Raw genomic sequence first — 21,457 nt, 5'->3', positions numbered from 1 at the left:
GCGACGGAGAGGCCGTCTGTGACCGATTCGCGGCCCACGCCTGGGCAGAGTCCACGCCTGGGCAGGGCCCACGGTGGGGCCGCTGCCTGCGACCGCGGCGCTGCCAGCTACCGGGCCGCGACCCGTGACCGTGACGATGCCAGCGATCTCCGGACGCGCCCCGGCAGACCGAGCACCACGAGGAGTGGCCGCGGTGCCTGGGACCGGACGAACGTCCGCAGGAGCCGACGACGGACCCTGCCGAGGACGACCCCGCGCGTGCGGCGGGTGCGCGGTGGCGTGAGCCCGCCCGCACGGCGTGCCGCCGCGAGCCGACGGACCGCGTCGGGAAGCTCGCTCGGGGTGCGGTGGAGGTAGTTGTCCGCGAGCCACCGCGGCTCGGGCGCCCCGAAGCGTCCGGAGGCCAGGTCGTCGAGCGTGCCGAGGCAGCTCGAGCCGAGGAACACCGCGTTGAGCATGCGTTCGTTGACGCCGAAGTCCTCGAGGACGAGCGTCGGGATGCCGGCGGCGATCGACTCGAGGGCCGCTGTCGACGACACCGTGACGAGCGCCGACCCCGGACCGAACTGGTCGGCGAGCGGCCCGGTCGCGACCCGGACCGCCCCGGCCGGGATGTCGCCGGCCGCGACGAGGTCCGCGAGGAGGACGTCGAACGGGAACGCCTCGTGGTGCGTCTGCGCCTCGCCTGCGAGCCCGCGCACCTTGACGACGACGTCGACGTCGGGGCGGTCGTCCGCGAGACGAGCGAGGGCGTGGAGGATCTGCTCGCGGTGCGCTCGCGTCACGGGCATCTTCGCCTGGGGTGCGAAGACGACGCGGGAGAGCCAGGGCGAGGTGCGGCCGTCGTCCGTCGACCGTGACGGGCCTGACGGGCCCGACGCGTCTGATGCGCCTGTCGCGCCCGACGCGCCTGACGACACCGATGTGCCCGATGACACCGGCGCACCCGATGACACCGGCGCACCCGATGACACCGGCGCGCCCGATGACACCGGCGCGCCCGGCGGCGACGGCGCGAGGAACGGCAGCGGCGCGAGCACGACGGGCAGGTCGAGCCCCAGCTGGGCAGCGACCGCGGTGAACTCGCGTCGTTCCCGCAGGGAGTGCACGACGAACGCATCCTGCCCCGCCCGGAAGCGCAACGCCCGGAGCGTCGCCGGGTACGACATGCCGGGCAGACCGCCGACGAGCGCGGGCCGACGGCTGCCGCCGACGCGCTCGACGAGCCGGACCACGAGCTCAGCGATCGGGCCTGTCGCCGAGAGCAGCACGACGTCGGGATCCGTCGCACGCAGGTGCGCGCACAGCGCCCGGGGCGTGAGGACCGGGACGTCGGCGTCCGCGAACGGCGTGCCCGCGACCGCCGCGGCGCGCTGGTCGGCGGACGGCAGGATCGGCGACCTCAGGAGCACGAGGTCGAGCGTCGCGTCGTCGGGGAGTGTCGCGAGCGTCGACGCCCCCCACTTGAGGTACGAGTCCGAGTCGGCGACCGCGAGCACACGGACGGACGTCGTGGTGGCGGGAGCGAGCTGGACTCCGGTGCTGAGGGTCATGCGGGTCGCGCCTCCGAGGGCATCGTCGGGTTCCCGGGTGCCGCGGCGGCGTCCCCCGGTGAGCGGTGCTGCCGTGGCCGCGCCGTCCCGGTCCCGTCGGCGAGGCGGGCACGCGGCTGATCGAGGTGGGCTCGTAGCTCGGCCGGGGGGCTCGCGGTCCACCACGCGTCGGGGACGTACTGTGCGTCAACGTCGACGCCGTCCTCGACGAGCGCGGCACCGATCGTCAGGAGGACCGACGTGGGCAGCGACACGACGCGTCGGACGCCGTTCCCGGGCCGGAGCCGCAGCTCGGCCGGCAGGGGCACGGTGTCGGTCCGCACTCCTCGCCGTGCGAGTGCTGCGAGCCGCGACGCGGGTTCACGACGGTGCGCGAGGTACCGGACGGTGCCTCCTGTCGACAGCGCGTCGTCGACAGTGCGGGTGAGCCACGCGTCGTAGGCGTCGGCCGCGATGAGACCGTCGTCGGCGAGTGCTGAGCCCAGCACGACGACGTCCTCGGTGACGGGTGCTCCCACGTCGAGGGCTCGTACGTTCCCGAGCGTGTGCTCCGCGACGACGACGCCCTCACGGGCGAGCGCGACACGGTCGTCGTCGGGCACCCCGACGCACGTGCGGAGCGTCAGACGCCGGGCGCCCGCCTGCCGCGCAAGAGTCGCGGACGCCACAGCGCCCAGCACCCGCCTCCGGAAGGCAACCGGAACGTGCGCGCGCACGAGCGGGGCCCGTCCGAGAAGGGCATCGACGACGAGACCGGTCGCGGTGCCGTCGTCAACGAGCACAATCTCGGAGGGGCGTCCGGGAAGGAGCAGCCGCGACTGCGCGACGCCGGAGAACGGGTCGCCGAGCACGACGACGTCGGCAGGCCCGATCATGGCGCGTCGGACCTCCCGGAGGCTCGCAGGCGCGGTGATGGGTGGCGCAGCCGCACCCACGTGGGGGGCGAGCGCACGGAACGTCGCCCGGGCTGGATCGGTCCGCACGACGGCGGTCACCGGGCCGAGCGACCCCGCAAGGAGCGCGTCGAGGAGGCCCAGGACCTGCAGGGGCGACTCGACGATCGCGAGGCCCGTCATGGTTCTTGCCGCGGTGCGTCGCCCGCACGCATGAGGCGGAGAGCGGTCCGGAGGCCTCGGCCGCGCCGCGGGGCTGCCGCGGCGCGGGCCGGTGCGGTCGGCACGGGCATCGGCTCCGGCACCGGTATGGGCGCGGGGCCTGGCGTCGGGGGCGGCACGTCGGTCACGGCACCGTCGGGGGCAGCGACGAGCCTCAGCCGTTCGACGCGTCGCCGCCGTATCCATCGGCGCCACGGTGGACGCCCCTCGGCGTCCGTGCCCTGCATGGACGTGAGCACGGCGACGGCGGCCGGCCGCAGGTGGGGGACACGATCCGGGTGCATGACGTACGTGACGGCCTCGAGGAGCCGGACCACGTCGGTCGTCGACGGTTCGGGACCCGTCGCGAGCAGGCGGTCCGTCACGGTGAGGGCCGTGCGCGCGGGGTGGTGGTACGGAGTGAGCGCGTCGAGCACCTCGGCCGTGCCGACCGCGCGCACGTCGTGCGCCCCGAGCACGAGCGCCGTGACGAGGGCGGTCGACGCGGTCCCGACGACGAGCCTCGGCGCGTCGCGGACGACGACGACCTCCGCGGGCACGTCTGCGCCCGACATCGTGACGTCGAGGCTCGCGGCTCGCAGCGCCTGGACGGTGCGTCGCACCTGGGTCGGCGTCGCCCGTGGGTGGACGACGAGCGTGACGCGCCGGAGCCCAGCGGCACGGATCTCGGTGACCGCGAGCTCCGCGAGCCCTTCGGCGAGCGCGCCGAGGCTGCCGGGACCTCCGGAGCCGGCCGAGGCGCTGGAGCCGGCCGCGCTCGTGGGCTCGCGATCGCCACCGTCGTGGCCGAGGTCTTCGGGCGCGTCGACGATGAGCAGGGCCATGTCCTCGCCGGCCCCGGCAGCCCCCGTGCTGTGTGCGGGCCGGTCGGGCACCGAGACGTTCGACGAGACCTCGTGGGCGCCGTCCGCGATGTCGCGGGCGGCCTCCGCGACGACGTTGACGAGACGTCGTGCGGGCACGAGGACCGTCCGGGTGCCGTGCTCGTCGTACGCGTGCGGCAGCAGACCTGGGAGGAGCGCGGGCGCGACCAGCGCGTCGATGCGCGCCGGCAACCCGTCCCGCAGCGGCGTTCGTGGCGGCGCCCATCGTTCGAGACGGTCGGCGACGAGCGTGAGACGTGCGTGGGGGAGGACACGTGTGAGCGCGCGCCCCGGCCCCTGCGCCGGGTCGGCGAGCACGAGCGTGACGGGGCCGTCGCCGAGCTGCCAGTGCTCGCGGAGGAGACGCTCCCAGACTGGTTGTTCGTCCCGTCGCGGGACGAACGTCGCGGGCCGCAGCGGCGCGATCGTCGCTGTCCAGCTGACGATGCGGTTGGTGCGGCGCGCGAGAGGACCGAGCGCTGCGCTCGCCGAGAGCTCGGGACCCGTCTCCGGCACGGGTACGGTGTCCGCGAGGACGACGACGCGCCCGCGCGGGGCGGGAGGGAGAGCGCCGTGGTCGATCGCTGCGGCGAGCAGCAGCATCTGACGGGGCGAGGTGACGACGAGCAGCTGCGTCAACGTGAGCTCCGGGAGGTTGCCGAGCCGTCGGCCCGTGCGGGTGCGAACGACACGTCCGTGCCTGTCGGGTCGCCGAGCAGCAGCGCACGGCGTCGGGGCGCGAGGTCGCGGAGCGTCGCGCTGACGACCTCGGGAGGCGCGATCGCCAGCGTCACGTCGACGCCGTCGCGCAGCTCGGCGGCGAGTGCGGGGTCGACGTCCGCGAGCCGTGCGAGGTGGTGGCATGCCATCGCGAGCAGCTGCCGGACAGCCTTCGCCCAGTGCCGCTCGTGGGCGGGGTCACGCCGGACGAGGAGGAAGATCTCGCGATATGCGTGGATGACGTCGAGTTGCCGTCGGTCGAGGACACGGGTGAGCGACGTCGGTGTGCCGCGCCGGTAAAAGGCTCCGAGGCCGCCGACGACCGCCCAGGTCCGCGCGTGCAGGTGCATGCGCCAGATCCATGCGCGGTCCTCCGCGGTGTGCAGACCTGCGACGAAGCCGAGCAGCCCCTCGTCGTGCAGACGGCCGTCGTAGAGACCGAACGGTACGAACGGGTAGTCGACGGGCGTCGTGAGGTGGGCAGCGCCGATGCCGTCGCGGGGGTCGAGGACGAGGTCGCGCCGGTGCTCGGGCACAGCGTGCACGGACCGCGTGCCATGGTCGTCACGCACATGGTCGCACCGGAGGAAGTCGACGCCGAGGTGCTCGAGGGCGTCGCTGAGATGCTGCAGGTGTCCGCGCGCGAACCAGTCGTCGGGGTCGAGGAACGCGACGTGGCGTCCGCGCGCGAGCGCGAGACCCGTGTTGCGGGCGTTCGCGACGCCCGTCGGGGTGTCGTTGCGGACGAGCTCGAGCCGGGCGAATCGTCCGGACATCTCCTCGACGATGCCCCCGGTGCCGTCGACCGATCCGTCGTCGACGACGATGACCTCGAGCTCGCGCGGGTCGTCGAGCTGACGGGTGAGGCTCGTGAGCGCAGCCTCGACGTGCTCGGCCTGGTCCCGCGCCGGGACGACGACGCTCACGCGCGGTCGTCCCGACGCGGGCAGCGGGTGCGTCATGCTCAGGCGTCGACGCGACGCAGCCGCGAGAGCGGTGCGAGCTCGCCGGGGAAGACGCGCTTGACGCCGTCGCCCATGGCCTTCTCGATGATGCGGATGTCACGCACGAGGTGGGAGAGGCCGGTCGGCTCGAGCGACGAGGCCTGGTCGGAGCCCCACATCGTGCGGTCGAGCGTGATGTGGCGTTCGACGGTGACGGCGCCGAGCGCGACCGCCGCGACCGAGATCTGCAGGCCGCGCTCGTGGCCCGAGTAGCCGACGGGCACGCCGTAGCGCTCGGCGAGCGTCGCGATGGTCCGGAGGTTCGCCTCCTCGGGCGGCAGCGGGTACGTCGACGTCGCGTGCATGAGGACGAGGCGTGACGTGCCGAGCGTCTCGACGGCCGTGTCGATCTGCTCGAGCGTCGACATGCCCGTCGAGAGGATGATCGGCTTGCCCGTCGCCTCGAGCGCGCGGAGCAGCTCGAGGTCGGTGACGGACGCGGACGCGACCTTGTGGGTGACGACGCCGAGGTCCTCGAGGAAGTCGACCGACGGCACGTCCCACGGCGACGCGAACCAGTGCAGACCGCGGTCCGCGGCGTGCTGCGCGATCTTCTCGTACGCGCCACGGTCGAACTCGACGCGGTAGCGGTAGTCGAGGTACGTCATCTCGCCCCACGGGGTCGAGCGGATCTGGTCGCGCTGCGCGGCCGGCGTGCAGATCTCCGGAGTGCGCTTCTGGAACTTCACGGCGTTGGCGCCGGCGTCGGCTGCGACGTCGATGAGCTGCTTGGCGATCTCGACGTCGCCGTTGTGGTTGATGCCGATCTCGCCGATGACGTAGACGGGCTGCCCTTCGCCGACGAGCTGGTCGCCGATCGCGACGGGTGCGGGGGCGGCGGCGGGTGCGGTGAGCGGGGACGGGGTCATGAGTAGCTCCTGAGCGTGGCGGCGGTCGCCGCGTGGGTGGATGAGGCTGGAACGGGAGAGCTGGGGACGTGCGACGTGGCGCCGTGCGAGATGGGAGCGTGCTCGTCGCGGGCTGCGAGCACGAGGTCGCAGATCTCGCGGACCGCACCCTCGCCGCCCGCCCGCGTGAGGACGTGGCGTGCGGCCGCTCGCACCTCGGGGTGCGCGTCGGCGACGGCGACCGGCCAGCCGACGAGTGACATCGGCGCGAGGTCGTTGACGTCGTTGCCGACGTAGACGACGCGTGCAGGGTCGAGGTCGTGCGCGGCGAGCCATGCGAGCAGGTCGCCGGCCTTGTCGTCGCTCCCGTGGACGACGTCGACGCCGAGCTTGCGGGCGCGCGCAGCGACGACACCGTCGCGCTCGGTCGACAGGACGAGAAACGGGACGCCTGCACGCCGCACCCGGGCGACGCCGAGCCCGTCGCCCCGGTGGACGCGGACGTGCTCGGTGCCGTCGGCCGCGACGGACGCACGGTCGTCGGTGTGGACGCCGTCGAAGTCGGTGACGATCGCGTCGACGTCGAGGTGCGGCGCGGACGACGGGTCGAGGAGGTGCGCGGCGATGGCTCGGGCGTGGGCGAGGTCCGCGGGCGTGTCGATCTCCATCGACGTGAGCCCGCGGACCTCGTGGAGCGCGATGCGGCCGAAGAAGCGGTTGCGGTGCTCGCGCAGACCTGTCGTGCGCATCGCGTAGAACGCGCCGGTCTCCCGCAGCTGCGGCGGCAGGTCCTGACGGCGCGGCCGGTGCGAGGCGTCGTGCCCGACGGGCGACGCGACGCCGTCAGCGTCGTGCGTCCACCGGAAGCTGTGGTCCGCGGTCGCGGCGAGCACGACGTCCGCCGCGTCGTCGGCGACACGGTGCACCGCGACGGCAAGGTCGAGCGGATCGAGGAACGGGCTCGTCGCCTGGACGAGCACCGTCACGGGCGGCAGAGCCTCGCCGTGCGCGTCGAGCTGATCGAGCACGTGGAGCACCACGCCCTCCGAGCCAGCCGTGTCCGTCGCGAGCCCGGGGGGCCGGCGGACGACCCGTGCGCCATGACGGGCAGCCTCGACCGCGATCTCCTCGTCGTCCGTCGACACGACGACGGGGCCGACGCCCGCGCTGAGCGCGGAGCGCACCGCGCGGGCGACGAGGCTCCTGCCCGCGACGCGTTCGAGGTTCTTGCGCGGGATGCCGCGCGACCCGCCTCGGGCGGGGATGACGACGACGGCGAGCGGCACGTCGTCCGGGAACCGGTCGGGACCGTGCCCGACACGACCAGATGAGTTGACTGTCACGTCGCCGACGCTAGGAGCGTCGGGTGTCGGGACGGTGAGGCGGAGGTGGCCGCGCGACGGCGGGCAACCGGCGTCGCGACGTCACGTTGAGCGCCGGCGACGCAGTGTTGAACAGGGCGGGAACCTTGGCCGGACATGCAGGGCGGAGCGACTCCTGGGCGTGCGGGGACCCTAGCGTGCGACCGTGAGACCTCATCTTCCCGGTGCCCCGGATGCTGCGTCCCGTGCCGTCGCGCGCGGTGCTCGCGACCCGTGGGCCGACAACGCGCGTCTCGTCGCGGCAACCCTCATCGTCGTCATGCACTTGCTCGAGCCCGTGCTCGCACGCTCGAGCACCGCGACGGGTCTCTACTGGGCGACGTGGCCGCTCCGCGTTCCGGTGTTCGTCCTCGTCGCCGGGTACTTCTCTGATGCGCGGCCGCTTGACGACCGCAGGATCGTCGTCCTCCTCCGCAACGTCCTCGGCGTCTACCTCGTGTGGGACCTCGTCGCGTTCCTGCGGCGAGGGATCGTCGACGACCTGTGGCGCTACGAACCTGCCTCTCCCGCGTTCGGGCTGTGGTTCCTCCTCGCGCTCCTGTGGTGGCGTCTCATGCTTCCTCTGCTCGTGCGCGTCCGTGGTGCGGGTGCGCTCGTGTGGGTGCTCGCGCTCGGCGCGGGGTTCGTCCCGCAACTCGGTCAGGCGTTCGCCGGCTCGCGGACGTTCGCGTACCTGCCGTTGTTCTGGCTCGGATGGCGACTGCGGCAGCGCGGTGCGCGGGGCGCGCTGGGGACGGTGCGGGCCCGGGTCGTCGGGGCTGTCGGGCTCGCGGTCGCGGGCGGCGGGATGCTCCTGCTCTCGCAGCGGTTCGGACGGGGAGTGCTGAGGTTCGCGGGTCCGTACGGGGGTGGGTGGGAGCAGCAGCTCGGCGAGGCAGGTCTTCGCGGCCTCGTGCTCGCCCTCGGGACGGTCGGGGCGCTTGGCGCGCTCGCGCTCGTGCCGGTCACGCGCGTGCCGTGGTGGACGACGCTCGGCGCGGGGTCGATGACCGTGTACGTCGTGCACCCGGTGCTCGTGCAGCATGCGAAGAGCGTCCGGGCGTTCGACGCGGTGCGCGAGCCGGCGGACCTCGTCGCGCTCGTCGTGGTCGGGGTCGGGCTCGCCCTGGTGCTCGCGAGCCCGCCTGTGCGGGCCGTGCTCCGGCCGCTCGTGCAGCCCCGCGGAACATGGTGGCTCGCGCCGCCGCCGGGGTCGTCGGTGGCTGGCGGTGCACCGGATCCTGCGTCGGTGCGTGGTCCTGCGTCCGCACCTGATCCTGATCCTGCTTCTGCGCCTGCCCCTGCGCCTGTTCCAGCGCCGGTGCGTGCTTCCGCGGCCGCCTGTGCTCCCGCGGGCTTCACGAGACCTGCTCCCGCGCCGGCTCCGCCGACGGTGCTCGCGCCCTCGACCGCGCCACTGTCGCGGTGGCATCCGCAGCGCTCAGCGGCGGGTGCTCCACCGCCACGCGTCGCTGTCGAGGCCATAGGGCCGGGCGCCGCGGATGCCGCGGTCCCGTCCCCAGACGGGGGTTGAGGCGGGCGCGTCCTCGGGGGCGTCGTCCGTGGTGGTCGAGGCGAGGCCTGCGACGAGTGCGACGAGCTCGAGGTCGTCGGGTGCACCGCGGACGACGCGGACGCCTGGGAGGTCGTGGTTGACGATGCTCATGTGCTCTCCTCTGCGTTCCTCAGTCGTCGTCGTCGAGATCGAGGTTGATGTCGCGGCTCACGGACCATCCGTCGACGGTGTAGCCCGCGTCCTCGAGCGCGCTCGTCACCTGGTCGGCAGCGTCTTCGACGATCTCGAGGGCGCGCTCGAGCGGGTCGTCGCCGGTGGTCGACGGTCCGGGGCTCACCGTGAACGTCAGCTCGACGAGCGTGCCGAGGTCGTCGTCGTCGAGGTCGTCGAGGTCGTCCGACTCCCACGACTCGGTCGTGTGGCCCGAGACGAGCCCGAGCTCGGACTCGAACGCCTCGGAGACCGCGGCGTTGAGCCGCCCGATCTCGTCCTCGGCTGCCTCGATGCGTGGGTCGTCCTCGACGGTGGCCGCGTCGAACTCTGCTCGGGCTCCGACTGCGAGGTCGACGTAGCGGTGGAGTGCCGCCGTGAGCTCGTCGACGCGCGCGTGGAGATCGGTCGAGTCGACGACGAGCGGCGCGAGGTGCTTCGGGTCGACGTCGTCGAGGTCATCGTCGGGGTCACTGGCGTCGTCGAGGCGGTCGTGGTTGAGATTGTCGTCGCCCACCTCGGCGGCTGCGTCGTGCGCGTCGTCGTCGTGCGCGCCGCTGGGTCCTCCGTCGGCGTGGGGCTCGTCGGGGCTGGGGATCGCTGTGGGGTCGGTGCTCACAGTGGGATGTTCCCATGCTTCTTGGCGGGAAGGGAGGCGCGCTTGGTGCGCAGTGCCCGCAGAGCACGCACGATCTGGACGCGGGTCGTCGACGGTTCGATGACGTCGTCGACGTAGCCGCGCGCGGCAGCGTCCCACGGGTTGACGATCGCGTCCTCGTACTCGTCGGTGAGGCGCTGGCGCTCGGCCTCGACGTCGCCGCCCGCGTCGGCGACCTTCTTGAGCGCGCCGCGCTGGAGGATGTTCACCGCGCCACCCGAGCCCATGACGGCGATCTGGGCGGTCGGCCAGGCGAGGTTGACGTCGGCTCCGAGCTGCTTGGAGCCCATGACGATGTAGGCGCCGCCGTACGCCTTGCGGGTGATGACGGTGACGAGCGGGACGGCGGCCTCGGCGTACGCGAAGATGAGCTTGGCGCCGCGGCGGATGATGCCGTCCCACTCCTGGTCGGTTCCGGGCAGGAATCCGGGGACGTCGACGAACGTGAGGACGGGGATGTTGAAGGCGTCGCACGTCCGCACGAAGCGTGCGGCCTTCTCGGCGGCCGCGATGTCGAGGGTGCCGGCCATCTGCAGCGGCTGGTTGGCGACGATCCCGACGGAGCGTCCTTCGACGCGACCGAAGCCGACGAGGACGTTGGGCGCGAACATCGGCTGGACCTCGAGGAGGTCACCGTCGTCGAGGACGTGCTCGATGACGGTCCGCATGTCGTACGGCTGGTTGTCGGAGTCGGGCACGAGGGTGTTGAGCTCGAGGTCGGCGTCCGTCGCCGTGAGGTCGGCCTCCTCGGGGAAGGACGGCGGGTCCGCGAGGTTGTTCTGCGGGAGGAACCCGACGAGGTGGCGGACGTAGTCGATCGCGTCGTCCTCGTCCGTCCCCATGAAGTGGGCGACGCCCGAGCGCTCGTTGTGGGTGCGTGCGCCGCCGAGCTCTTCGAAGCCGACGTCCTCACCGGTGACCGCGCGGATGACGTCGGGGCCGGTGATGAACATGTTCGAGGTGCCGTCGGCCATGACGATGAAGTCGGTGAGCGCCGGGGAGTAGACGGCGCCGCCAGCCGACGGGCCGAGGATGAGCGAGATTTGCGGGACGACGCCTGAGGCCGCGACGTTGCGCCGGAAGATCTCGGCGAACTGCGTGAGCGCTGCGACGCCCTCCTGGATGCGTGCGCCGCCGCCGTCGGAGATGCCGATGATCGGCGCGCCGATGCGCAGGGCGAGGTCCTGGACCTTGGTGATCTTCTGGCCGTGGACCTCGCCGAGCGAGCCGCCGAACGTCGTGAAGTCCTGGGAGTAGATGCAGACCTGGCGGCCGTCGATCGTGCCGTGCCCGACGACGACGCCGTCGCCCGCGATCTTGCGCTTGTCGAGACCGAAGTTCGTCGACCGGTGGGTCGCGAACGCGTCGAGCTCGACGAAGCTGCCTTCGTCGAGGAGCGCCTCGATGCGCTCGCGGGCGGTCTTCTTGCCGCGCGGGTGCTGCTTCTCGCGGGCGAGGGCCTCGTGGTCGTCGATCGCGGCGGCCCGGCGGGCGCGGAGGTCGTCGAGCTTGGCGGCCGTGCGGGATGTCGCGGTGCGGGAGGTCTCGGTCACTCTTCCGAGCGTAGGGCGAACAGCAGCCGGCGGAGCCGTGCGTCTCATGCGAGTTGAGGTGCGGGAGTTGTCGGAAGTCGACAAAGCGTGTGCGGAGGTGCTGGGCATGCAGGGTTCTCCTGGGGTGGTCGATGTCGACGTCGCACAAGTGGTCGGGGGCGGTCGGCGCGAGGGAAGCGGTGCGGGGAGGTCACCCGGTTTGTGCCCCGGGAGGCCGGGAGTCGCGGGTCGGCGGACAGCGGTCGTCGCAGTTCTCCCGGGGGGTGGGCCGCTGAGAGTCGCGGTTTCGCGGACGGCGGTCCTCGCCGTTCACCCGGTCCGTGCCCGGGGGACCGGCTCCGGGACGGGAGGCGCGCCGTAGGACCCGGGCTCGCCGAAGTGCCACCCTCCGCGCCATGTCATGGCGATGCGGCTTTGATCGACGTGCCGGTGGTGGAACCAGCACAGGAGCGCGGCGTTGTCGGTCGATGTCGGGCCACCGTCGGCCCAGTGGACCTGGGCGTGGTGCACCTCGGAGATCTGGGGCGGTGCGTCGCAGCCGCGCCACACGCACGTGCGGTCGCGTGCGATGACCGCCTTGCGGCGGGCCGCGGTGAAGGTGCGCTGCGCGCGTCCGACGTCGAGCACCTCGGAGTCGGGGCCGAAGACGACGCGCGTGACGCTGCAATCGGCAGCGATGCGCTCGAGCACCTCACGGGGGACCGGGCCGGTGCCGTCGAGCCACGTCGGTCCGGGACTGCACAGCTCGGTTCGGAGGGACTCCGCGCTCGTGCGGTCACCCGCGAGCGTGCCCGGGTGCGCGGTGCCCGCGTGCGCGGTGCCCGGCCGGGCGCCGAGGGCCTCGAAGTCCTGCCACGGAACGAGGACCGTGAGGTGAGGCCGGACTGCCGAGCCGCGGCCGAGGTCGCCGCCGTCGAGCACGCGGCGGGCGAGCCCTGCGAGAGCGAGGGCGCGACGCTGGGTGGGTCGGAGCCTGTCGTCGGCGGGCGGTACGCCGATGAGGGCGGACAGTGCGGTCGAGAGCTCCTGCCCGTGCTCCTCGGTGAGAAAACCGGCGACGTGATAGCCACCGAGCGTGCGGGACAGGTCGAGGTGCTCCCGGTCCTGGGCGTGGCGGTACCCGCGCTCGTCGGCCTCCGGGTCGGCGACGTGGGCGAAGCGTCGTGCCGCCGAGCCGAGGTCCCGCAGGTCGAAACGGGCGGCGAGTCCGAGCATCACCTGCTCGCCGGAGACGACCTGTCGCGGGCAGGTGCAGCGGCCGACGTCCGCGGTGCAGCCGGGGGCGTGGAGATGGTCCTCGAGCGAGGAGGGCAGCAGCGACGGCGCGGTGCTGTCGACCTGCGTGCTGTCGACTTGCGTGCTGTCGTCCCGCGTGGCGACCGAGGACTCAAGTTGCGCGCCGCGGTGAGCGTCGTCCTGAGGGTGCAGCGCCGCAAGGGCGGCCCGTCGTGCGTCCGAGGTCGGGAGCGTGCGGACGAGGACGTCGACCTGCGGGCCCCTGAGCCGTCCTGCGCGCGCTGCGCGCAGCGTCGCTGGCAGGTCGTCGCGCAGGCGCGTGGCAGCGAGCACCTCGCGACGTGCGACGGGCAGCCCGCGCCCTTCCTTCCAGGCGACCCAGTGCGCGAACGACCGCATGGTCTCCGCCATCCAGGCGCCCTCGGACTCGACCCGACCGAGCCACCCCAACCGTTGGGCACCGAGCCGGTCGAGGATCGCGACGGTGCGGGCCGAGGCCTCGGCGGCGAGGCTGCCGGGCGCGGCCGCGGGATCGAGCGAGCACAGCCCGTCGACGAGCGTCTCGATCGACGTGAGGAGCCCGAGCGCGTCGGTTGCGCGGTCGTCCGTGCCGTCGTTCATGCGCTCACCGCCTCGTCTGTTCCACCACGTCACGTTCGCCGCGATCTGCTCGCGTCCAGGTCCTGCCAGAAGTCTCGTCGTCAGCGCCGCAGCGCCATAGCCGGGGAGCTTCTGCCCGGCTGGAGCGACCCCCTCACTCTATCGAACACTCGTTCGACTTGGGTGGGGCGAGCGTACCTCTCACCCCGCTCTCACCCCTGGAACTGCCAGGATCCACGGACGCCAGCTCTGCGCTCCGCGCGCACCCGCGCGGCGTTCTACGAACGCGTGCGACGCGCCGCACGAACGTGCGCAAGGATGGACCCATGACCTCCGACGCGCCTCGTGAGCCGCTTGACGCGCAGCTGCTGCGCGACCTGCTCCATGCGCCCGTCGGCGTCCTCCACCGCGTCGACGTCCGTGCCGAGGTGACGTCGACGAACACGGTCCTCGTCGCGGAGGCGCGCGAGGCGCCGCACGCGTGGCCGCCCCCGTCCCTGCTCGTCGCGGACCATCAGACCGCGGGCCGCGGTCGCCTCGACCGTGCGTGGCAGACCCCGCCGCACACCGCGCTCACCGCGTCGCTTCTCGTCGCGCCGGGCACGCCCCGGAAGACGTGGGGCTGGCTCCCGCTGCTCGCGGGGCTCGCCGCGGCGCGGACGCTGCGCAGCATGACGGCGCTCGACGTCCGGACGAAGTGGCCCAACGACCTGCTCGTTCCTGCGCCCGACGGTTCCGACCTGCTCGGCTGGGGCCCGTGGCGCAAGGTCGGCGGCATCCTCGCGGAGGTCGTCGACGACGAACGTGTGGTCGTCGGGCTCGGCGTCAACGTCGACCAGGTGGCCGACGAGCTCCCCGTCGCGTCGGCGTCCTCGCTCGCCGCGCACGGTGCGTCGCAGCGGCGCGAGATGCTCATCGCCGGCATGGAGACGTCGTTCGTCGAGGTCCTCGAGCTCTGGCGCGAGCACGCGGGCGACGCGGTCGCGGCGGGCCTCGCCGAGGAGGTGACGGCGGTGTGCGTCACCGTCGGCACGGACGTCCGCGTCACCGCAGCGGGTGGCCGAGAGCTGCGGGGCACTGCGGCGGGGCTCGACGACGACGGGGCGCTCCTCGTCAGGACGACGGCGGGCGAGGTCGAACGGATCGTCAGCGGCGACGTACAGCACCTGCGCGTCATCGGCACCGAGTGAGCGTGACGTCCTAGGATGGCCGACGTGTCGCACGAGTGGGCCGACGAGGTCGAGCGCGTCGTCGCTGGTCTGCTCGGCGGCGAGCGTTCGTCGACCCTGCACGACCTCGCCGATGAGGCGGGGCTCGACGAGTCATGGGTCGAGCGCTACTGGCAGCTCATGGGGCTGCCCCCGTCGAGTCCTGACGCCACCGAGTACACGCGCGAGGATGCGCAGGCGCTCGCGGACCTGCACGACCTCGCGGTGCGGGAGAACCTCGACGCACGCACGATCGCGTCGCTCGTGAGGTCTGTCGGCCACTCGACCGAGCGGTTGTCGTGGTGGCACTTCGAGGCGCTCGTCGACCACGTCGTCCGACAGCAGGGTCTGCTCGACCCGGACGCGCGTCGTGCGGTCATCCGGGCGATGGGCCGGCTTGCGCCGGTGCTCGAGCGTCAGCTCGTGCACGCGTGGCGCCGGCAGACGACGGCGCTCGTCACGCGCATGGCGGAGGAGTTCGGCGACGAGGCGCAGGACACGGCGTCGATCCGTTCGGGCCGTGACCTGCCGCTGCCGCGGGCGGTGGGCTTCGCCGACATCGTCTCGTTCACGCGCATGACGGCGACGATGGCGCCGGACGACTTCGCGAACTTCATCCAGGCGTTCGAGACGCGTGCGCGGGACATCGTCACGGCGAACGGCGGGCGGGTTGTCAAGACGATCGGTGACGCGCTGCTGTTCATCGCGGACGACGTCGTCACGGGGGCGCGCGTCGCGCTCGGCCTCGCGAAGGCGACCGAGGACGAGCTCGGAGTGGCGGGCATCGCGGGGCGTCCGGTGCGGGTGAGCCTCGTGTGGGGTCGGGTGCTGGCGCGGTTCGGTGACGTCTTCGGCCCGTCGGTCAATCTCGCGTCGCGGCTCACGGACCAGGCGGAGCCGTCGACGGTGCTGCTCGACGAGGTGACGGCGCACCGGCTTGCGTCGAACCCGCACTTCGCGCTCACGACGCTCGAGCCACGTGAGGTGCTGGGGCTCGGGACGCTCACTCCGGTGCGGCTGGACTTCGCGCGCGACTGAGCGTGTCTACCCCTCGGTGTCGAGGAGCCTCGCGTCATTCTCGCTCACCCGGCCGACGCGTGGGGAGACGGGGTGCCAGGCGAGCTCGGGTGCGTCGGAGAGTGCGAGGTCGAGCGCTTCGCGGCCGTCGGTCGAGGGGTCGAGCCAGCCGTCGAGTGTCGTGTCCGTGAGCATGACGGGCGTGCGGTCGTGGATGTCGGCGAGCTCGCCGGTGGCAGCGCGCGTGAGGATGGTGCACGTGACGAGCCAACGGCCCGGGTCGTCGTCGGGGAGGTCCTTGTCGCGCCAGAACTCGTAGAGGCCGGCGAGGGCGGCGACGGAGCCGTCGGCGGGGTGGATGTAGAACGGCTGCTTGGAGGGCCGCGGGCCGTCGTCGAGCTTGCGCCACTCGTAGTAGCCGTCGGCGGGCACGACGGCGCGGCGGGATGCTGCGGCGCGCTTGAAGGAGGGCTTCTCGAGGACCGTCTCGGAGCGTGCGTTGAGGAGTCGGGCGCCGCCGTTCGGGTCGCGCGCCCACGACGGGACGAGGCCCCAGCGGGCGGTGCGCAGCTGGCGGACGGGCGGGGCGTCGGGGGTCTCGCGCGGGGCGCGTTCGACGATCATGCGGACGTCGTGGGTGGGGGCGACGTTCCAGGACGCGCGCCACTGGCGCAGCTCGTCGTCGAGGGGCAGCGTCGGGTCGATCATGAAGGCGTCGAGGAGGTCCTGGGTCGCCCGGGCCGAGGCGAAGCGTCCGCACATGTCTCCACTGTGGCACGAGCCACGGACACCGGCGCCGGGAACCGGTGTCTCGAAACGTTATGATCTCGTGGTGACGACCCCGGCCCCTCCGCAGTACCGCCCCGGCCCCAAGTACGTCCTTCTCCTCGGTTCGCTCGCTGCCGTCCCCGCGATCACGACCGACATCTACCTCCCGTCACTGCCGACCGTCGGCGCCGAGCTCGGCGCGACCGCGGCCGCCGCCCAGCTGACGATCTCCGGCATGCTCGTCGGCGGTGCCGTCGGGCAGCTCGTCATCGGTCCGCTCTCGGACCGCTTCGGGCGACGCCTGCCCGTGCTCGTCGGGCTCCTCGGCCACGTGCTCACGTCGGTGCTGTGCATGGTCGCGCCGAACATCACGGCGCTCATCGCGCTGCGCGTCCTCCAAGGCTTCTTCAACGCGGCCGCGTCCGTCGTCGCGATCGCGGTGATCCGCGACCGCTTCGTCGGGTCCGACGCCGCGCGCCTCCTCTCGCGGCTCATGCTCGTCATCGGTGTCGCGCCGCTCTTCGCGCCCGCCGTGGGCGGCGCGATCGCGCACGCGTGGACGTGGCGCGGGGTCTTCGGCGTCCTCGCGGGGCTCGGCGTGGCGCTTGCGGTGCTCGTGTGGCGGTTCATGCCGGAGACGCTGCCGGCCGACCGCCGGCGGATCGCCGGCCCGCGGGGTGTGGCACGCGGCTACCTCGAGCTGCTGCGCGACCGGCGCTTCATGGCTCTCGCGCTCATTCCGGGCATGGCGCAGGCCGTCATCATGAGCTACGTCGTTGGCTCGACGTACGTGTTCCAGCGTGAGCACGGGCTCGACGCCAACCAGTTCGCGCTGCTCTTCGCGATCAACGGCGTCGCGCTCGTCGGGGGTGCGCAGGTCAACGCGCACCTCGTCAAGCGGCTCGCGCCGCTGCGGGTGCTCCGGGTCGCGATCGTCGTCCAGGCGCTCCTCGGGCTCACGCTCGTCGCGGTGACGGCGAGCGGGCTCGGTGGGCTCGCGCTCATGTGCGTCGTCCTCTGGTTGATGCTGTCGATGCAGGGGCTCGTGCCGGGCAACGCGAGCGTGCTCGCGCTCAACGACTACGGTCACATGGCGGGGACGGCTGCCGCGTTCCTCGGCGCGATGCAGGCGGCGCTCGGCGGCCTCGTCTCTCCGATCGTGGGGTTCACGGGTGGGTCGGGTGTCTCGATGGTCGCGGTGATGACGGCGTCGGTGCTCGTCGCGTTCACGGTGCTCGCGACCGCGACGCCCGCGTACCGGCGCGGGGGAGCGTGGGGCGCGCCCTGAGCGTCGCCGTCGCCGACGGCGTCGGGCCCGAGCGGCGCTGACGCCGCTCCTGAACGCGCCCGACGACGGGTCGTGGCGGCTGGCATGCTGACCCCATGCGTGTGACCGCCAAGATCGACTATGCCGTGCGTGGGTGCCTCGAGCTCGCCGCGCACCGGGCCGACGGCATGCTCAAGGCCGACCAGATCGCGGCTGCCCAGCAGATTCCGGGTGCATTCATGCTCTCGATCCTCGGTGACCTGCGCGCCGCGGGGATCGTCGAGTCGCGCCGCGGGGCGGACGGAGGGTACCGGCTCGCGCTCGACCCGGCGGACGTCGCTCTCGCGGACGTCATCCGGGCGATCGACGGGCCGCTCGCGAGCATCGCGGGCGTGCAGCCGGAGGACGTCGACTACCGGGGTGCGTCGGTGCACCTGAGGGACGCGTGGGTCGCGCTGCGGGTCGCGATGCGCTCGGTGCTCGAGGCGACGACGCTGGCGGACGTGGTTGCGGGGGACCTGCCCGCGGTGGCGCGCGAGCTGCTGTCGCACGATGACGCGTACGTGACGCGTCCGGTGCCCGGCCGTGACGCCGAGGGGTGAGTCCGCCCGGGCGATCGGGTGAGAACACTCTGTCGTCCACAACGCAAGACACAGTCGCGCGGATGATGTGCACGGTATCGCCGCAGGTCGGCGCGATGTTGGCCGCGTGCGGTCCTTCCTGTCCACAGTCGGGTGCGCTGAGCGTTATCCACATTCGGCGAGCGGAGTCCGAATCGTTCACCTAGTGTCGGCGAGGTTCTGACCGCCCGGCAAGGAGGTGCACGTGGACGCGGTGGCGATCCTCGAGTCCGAGGTGCGCGAACTCGTGCGCACCCACGGAATCGACCCCGTCCGCGACAGGACTGCGTTCGACGGACTCCTCGACGCTGCTCGCGAGGACTATGAGCGCCGCGCGGGCCGCGGCGCCGTGCCGCCGCTCCTCGACCTCGTGCGCGCCGAGCGAGCCGTCCGCGACGCCGTCGCGGGGCTCGGCCCCCTCCAGCGCTACCTCGACGACCCCGAGATCGAAGAGATCTGGGTGAACTCGCCCTCCCGCGTCTTCGTCGCGCGCGGCGGGACGGCCGAGCTTACGCCGACGATCCTCACCTCCGGCCAGGTCGCCGACCTCGTCGAGCGCATGCTCGAGCCCACCGGTCGGAGGATCGACGTCTCGAGCCCCTTCGTCGACGCCTCGCTCCCCGGCGGCGAGCGGCTCCATGTCGTCATCCCCGACGTCACACGCGAGTGGTCCCTCAACATCCGCAAGTTCGTCGCCCGCGCCCGCAGCCTCGACGATCTCGTCGCGCTCGGCACGCTCACCGCTCCAGCCGCACGCTTCCTCGATGCGTGCGTCCGCGCGGGCCTCAACGTCCTCGTCGCGGGATCGACCCACGCCGGCAAGACGACGCTCGTCAACGCCCTCGGCGGATCGATCCCCGCCGACGAGCGCGTCATCGTCTGCGAGGAGGTCTTCGAGCTGCGGCTTCCGGGCCGCGACGTCGTCGGCATGCAGTGCCGCCAGCCGAGCCTCGAGGGGACGGGCGAGATCCCGCTGCGACGGCTCGTCAAGGAAGCGCTGCGCATGCGACCCGACCGGATCGTCGTCGGCGAGGTGCGTGAGGCGGAGGCGTTCGACCTGCTCGTCGCCCTCTCGTCAGGCATCCCCGGCATGTGCACCCTCCACGCCGGCTCGGCGCGCGAGGCGGTCGCGAAGATGTGCACGCTCCCGCTGCTCGCCGGAGAGAACGTCACGTCGGGCTTCGTCGTGCCGTCCGTCGCGACGTCGCTCGACGTCGTCGTCCACCTCGCGCGGGACGCGCGCGGGGCACGGCGCGTCCGCGAGATCGCCCTCGTCACCGGGCGCGTCGAGAGCGGCGTCGTCGAGCTCGCCGAGATCTACCGCACGGAGCGCGACGCGCTCGTCCGCGGCGCGGGGCACCCCGTGAGCACCGAGCCGTTCACGCGCGTCGGCATCGACGTCGCGGCGCTGCTCCGGGCGGGTGACTGACGTGGACGTCGTCGTCGGGCTCCTCCTGGGCTGCGGGCTGCTGCTCGTCTGGACTGCGAGCTGGGAGTCGGCCGGCCCGCGGAAGCGCCCGCGCGCGCTCGGCCGCCTCGCGGACGATCTCGCAGGCGCGGGTCTTCCAGGGACGAGCCCGGCGGGGCTCGTCGTACTGTCCGGTGTCCTCGGCGTGCTCGTCCTCGTCGGGGCGAGCGCCGCGACCGGCGCGGTGCCGCTCGGCGTGTGCTTCGGCCTCATCGCCGCGGGCGCGCCGACGACCGTCGTGCGGGCCCGGGCCGCCTCGCGGGCCAAGGCGATGCGTGAGGTCTGGCCCGAGGTCGTCGACCACCTCGTCTCGGGAGTGCGTGCCGGCCTTTCGCTGCCGGAGGCGCTCGCGCAGCTCGCACACCGTGGGCCCGCCGAGCTCAGGGGCCAGTTCGCGCGCTTCGCGGCCGACCATCGTGCGTCCGGACGGTTCGACGAGAGTCTCGACGATCTCAAGGCACGGCTCGCGGACCCGGTCGCCGACCGGCTCGTCGAGTCTCTCCGGATCACCCGGCAGGTCGGCGGGACCGACCTCGGGCGGCTCCTGCGAACCCTCGCGAGCTTCCTCCGTGAGGACAACCGGACGCGCGGCGAGCTCGAGGCCCGGCAGAGCTGGACCGTCGCCGGCGCACGGCTCGCGGTCGCCGCGCCCTGGGTGACGCTCGCACTCCTCGCGACCCGGCCCGGGACCGCTGCGGCGTACGGCACCCCCGCAGGTGCCCTCGTCCTCGCGGTCGGGGGCCTCATGTGTCTCGTCGCGTACCGGGCAATGGTGAGGGTCGGGCGGCTCCCCGCCGACAGGAGGGTGCTCCGATGACGGGCGCCGACTCCGTGGGCATGTGGGCTGGGCTCGCCCTCGGTCTTGGCATCGTACTGCTCCACGCCCACGTGCGTGCGCGGCGCGTCACCTTCGAGCAGCGGCTCGCGCCGTACGTCCCACGTCCTGACCTCGGCGCGGGCACCGACGAGGGTGCGCTGCCCCAGTTCAGTGGATTCCTCGGCGGTATGCTCGGCGCGCCGCTGCGCCGCGCGACGCACGCCACGGTCCGCATCCTCGGCGGGAGCGACGAGCTCGCTCGTCGGTTGCGGCGCGCGGGGGACGCCCGGAGCGTCGAGCAGGTCCGTGCGAGCCAGGTGGTCGGGCTGTGCGTGGGGCTCGCTCTCGGGCTCGTCGTCGCCGTGCCGGCGGGAGTGGCGGGAGCGTTTCCCGTGCCGGTCGCGATCGTGCTCGTCCTCCTCCTCGGCCTGAGCGGCGCGATCCTGCCCGACGTCCGGCTCGGCACCGCGATCAAGCAGCGTGAGGAGGCGATGCTCCTCGAGTTCCCGACGATCGCGGAGGTTCTCGCCCTCGCCGTCGCCGCGGGCGAGAGCCCGCACGCCGCGCTCCAGCGCGTCGCCCGGATCGCCGACGGCGAACTCGTCGGCGAGATGCGACACGCTCTCGCCGACATCCACGCGGGCGCCAACCTCTCCGACGCCCTCGACCGGCTCGCCGACCGCACCGGTGTCCCGGCGCTCGGCCGCTTTGCGGAGGGAATCGCCGTCGCCGTCGAGCGCGGCACACCCGTCGCCGAGGTCCTCCGCGCCCAGGCGCAGGACGTCCGCGAGGACGGGCACCGACGGCTCATGGAGATCGGCGGACGCAAGGAGGTCGCGATGCTCGTGCCCGTCGTCTTCCTCGTCCTGCCGATCACGATCTTCTTCGCCCTCTACCCTCCCTCCTTCTTTCTCTTTCTTTCTCTTCTACCCATCTCACCCTTCCTACGACTCCTTCCTGTGCTCTTTCTTCTCCACACATCTCTATACAGCAAAAACAAAACTACATGTATTACATCGACTGTTTTCTGCTTTTTGTTAAGATGTGGCTGTTTA

The 21,457-nt window shown here is 72.8% G+C and carries 19 protein-coding genes; 8 read left to right on the top strand and 11 right to left on the bottom strand.

The window, feature by feature from the left end:
• Window positions 1-107 precede the first annotated feature (107 nt).
• The 6 genes from C1729_RS06155 to C1729_RS06130 are packed head-to-tail and all read right to left on the bottom strand — an operon-like array spanning window position 108 to window position 7,389.
• Window positions 108-1,553 carry a DUF6716 putative glycosyltransferase gene (locus C1729_RS06155; RefSeq protein WP_102509158.1) on the bottom strand — a complete coding sequence of 482 codons (1,446 nt, stop codon included), beginning with the start codon at window positions 1,551-1,553 and terminating at the stop codon, window positions 108-110.
• The gene (locus C1729_RS06150) at window positions 1,550-2,629 is read right to left on the bottom strand and encodes a hypothetical protein (protein WP_102509157.1); all 1,080 of its coding nucleotides are present in this window, start codon (window positions 2,627-2,629) and stop codon (window positions 1,550-1,552) included. Before C1729_RS06150 ends, C1729_RS06155 begins: the two co-directional genes overlap by 4 nt.
• Window positions 2,626-4,170, bottom strand: coding sequence for a polysialyltransferase family glycosyltransferase (locus C1729_RS06145; RefSeq protein WP_102509156.1), 1,545 nt, complete (start codon window positions 4,168-4,170; stop codon window positions 2,626-2,628). The genes C1729_RS06150 and C1729_RS06145 overlap by 4 nt, the downstream gene beginning before the upstream one ends.
• Complete coding sequence (locus C1729_RS06140) at window positions 4,167-5,177, bottom strand: glycosyltransferase family 2 protein (RefSeq protein WP_165375433.1); 1,011 nt, start codon at window positions 5,175-5,177, stop codon at window positions 4,167-4,169. Before C1729_RS06140 ends, C1729_RS06145 begins: the two co-directional genes overlap by 4 nt.
• Before the next feature lie 38 nt (window positions 5,178-5,215).
• A complete protein-coding gene (locus C1729_RS06135; protein ID WP_102509154.1) occupies window positions 5,216-6,124 on the bottom strand; it encodes an N-acetylneuraminate synthase family protein in 909 nt (302 codons plus the stop codon).
• Entirely contained in the window at window positions 6,121-7,389 is a 1,269-nt protein-coding gene (locus C1729_RS06130) for a cytidylyltransferase domain-containing protein (RefSeq protein ID WP_102509153.1), read from the bottom strand. The genes C1729_RS06135 and C1729_RS06130 overlap by 4 nt, the downstream gene beginning before the upstream one ends.
• Window positions 7,390-7,630: 241 nt before the next feature.
• Between C1729_RS06130 and C1729_RS15185 the strand changes: the two genes are divergently transcribed.
• Window positions 7,631-8,998 carry an acyltransferase family protein gene (locus C1729_RS15185; RefSeq protein WP_102509152.1) on the top strand — a complete coding sequence of 456 codons (1,368 nt, stop codon included), beginning with the start codon at window positions 7,631-7,633 and terminating at the stop codon, window positions 8,996-8,998.
• Here C1729_RS15185 and C1729_RS15335 read toward each other — a convergent pair.
• The 4 genes from C1729_RS15335 to C1729_RS06105 form a co-directional block, all read right to left on the bottom strand.
• Window positions 8,906-9,130, bottom strand: a complete 225-nt coding sequence (locus C1729_RS15335; protein WP_102509151.1) for an acyl-CoA carboxylase subunit epsilon — start codon at window positions 9,128-9,130, stop codon at window positions 8,906-8,908. The two genes, C1729_RS15185 and C1729_RS15335, sit on opposite strands and share 93 nt — an antisense overlap.
• A 19-nt stretch (window positions 9,131-9,149) precedes the next feature.
• Window positions 9,150-9,809 (bottom strand): hypothetical protein, encoded by a 660-nt coding sequence (locus C1729_RS06115; protein ID WP_102509150.1) that lies wholly within the window; start codon window positions 9,807-9,809, stop codon window positions 9,150-9,152.
• Window positions 9,806-11,449 (bottom strand): acyl-CoA carboxylase subunit beta, encoded by a 1,644-nt coding sequence (locus tag C1729_RS06110; protein WP_102509149.1) that lies wholly within the window; start codon window positions 11,447-11,449, stop codon window positions 9,806-9,808. Before C1729_RS06110 ends, C1729_RS06115 begins: the two co-directional genes overlap by 4 nt.
• Before the next feature lie 261 nt (window positions 11,450-11,710).
• On the bottom strand, window positions 11,711-13,258 hold the full coding sequence (locus C1729_RS06105; protein ID WP_102509148.1) for an HNH endonuclease signature motif containing protein: 1,548 nt from the start codon (window positions 13,256-13,258) through the stop codon (window positions 11,711-11,713).
• Between the two features lie 305 nt (window positions 13,259-13,563).
• Here C1729_RS06105 and C1729_RS06100 point away from each other — a divergent pair, with 305 nt between their 5' ends.
• Together C1729_RS06100 and C1729_RS06095 are read left to right on the top strand one after the other, a co-directional pair.
• Window positions 13,564-14,427, top strand: coding sequence for a biotin--[acetyl-CoA-carboxylase] ligase (locus tag C1729_RS06100; protein ID WP_102509147.1), 864 nt, complete (start codon window positions 13,564-13,566; stop codon window positions 14,425-14,427).
• A gap of 15 nt (window positions 14,428-14,442) precedes the next feature.
• Window positions 14,443-15,483: an adenylate/guanylate cyclase domain-containing protein gene (locus tag C1729_RS06095; RefSeq protein WP_102509146.1), complete on the top strand. Its 1,041-nt coding sequence runs from the start codon at window positions 14,443-14,445 to the stop codon at window positions 15,481-15,483.
• 6 nt (window positions 15,484-15,489) lie between these two features.
• Here the strand turns inward: C1729_RS06095 and C1729_RS06090 are convergent, their stop codons facing one another.
• Window positions 15,490-16,224 (bottom strand): SOS response-associated peptidase, encoded by a 735-nt coding sequence (locus C1729_RS06090; protein WP_102509145.1) that lies wholly within the window; start codon window positions 16,222-16,224, stop codon window positions 15,490-15,492.
• A 70-nt stretch (window positions 16,225-16,294) separates the two neighbouring features.
• Here C1729_RS06090 and C1729_RS06085 point away from each other — a divergent pair, with 70 nt between their 5' ends.
• From C1729_RS06085 to C1729_RS06065, 5 genes are all read left to right on the top strand, one after another.
• The gene (locus C1729_RS06085) at window positions 16,295-17,518 is read left to right on the top strand and encodes a multidrug effflux MFS transporter (RefSeq protein ID WP_242493734.1); all 1,224 of its coding nucleotides are present in this window, start codon (window positions 16,295-16,297) and stop codon (window positions 17,516-17,518) included.
• Window positions 17,519-17,613: 95 nt separating this feature from the next.
• Complete coding sequence (locus C1729_RS06080) at window positions 17,614-18,099, top strand: RrF2 family transcriptional regulator (RefSeq protein ID WP_102509143.1); 486 nt, start codon at window positions 17,614-17,616, stop codon at window positions 18,097-18,099.
• A 223-nt stretch (window positions 18,100-18,322) separates the two neighbouring features.
• Window positions 18,323-19,546, top strand: coding sequence for a TadA family conjugal transfer-associated ATPase (locus tag C1729_RS06075; RefSeq protein WP_102509142.1), 1,224 nt, complete (start codon window positions 18,323-18,325; stop codon window positions 19,544-19,546).
• 1 nt (window position 19,547) lies between these two features.
• Window positions 19,548-20,402 (top strand): type II secretion system F family protein, encoded by an 855-nt coding sequence (locus tag C1729_RS06070; protein ID WP_102509141.1) that lies wholly within the window; start codon window positions 19,548-19,550, stop codon window positions 20,400-20,402.
• A partial coding sequence (locus tag C1729_RS06065; RefSeq protein ID WP_102510554.1) for a type II secretion system F family protein occupies window positions 20,399-21,457 on the top strand: 1,059 nt, incomplete at its 3' end. The genes C1729_RS06070 and C1729_RS06065, both read left to right, overlap by 4 nt.

This window comes from Sanguibacter massiliensis (assembly GCF_900240335.1).
Classification (GTDB): domain Bacteria; phylum Actinomycetota; class Actinomycetes; order Actinomycetales; family Cellulomonadaceae; genus Flavimobilis; species Flavimobilis massiliensis.
The sequence above is the reverse complement of the archived record's forward strand: the minus strand, read 5'-3'. Positions and strand labels throughout refer to the sequence as shown.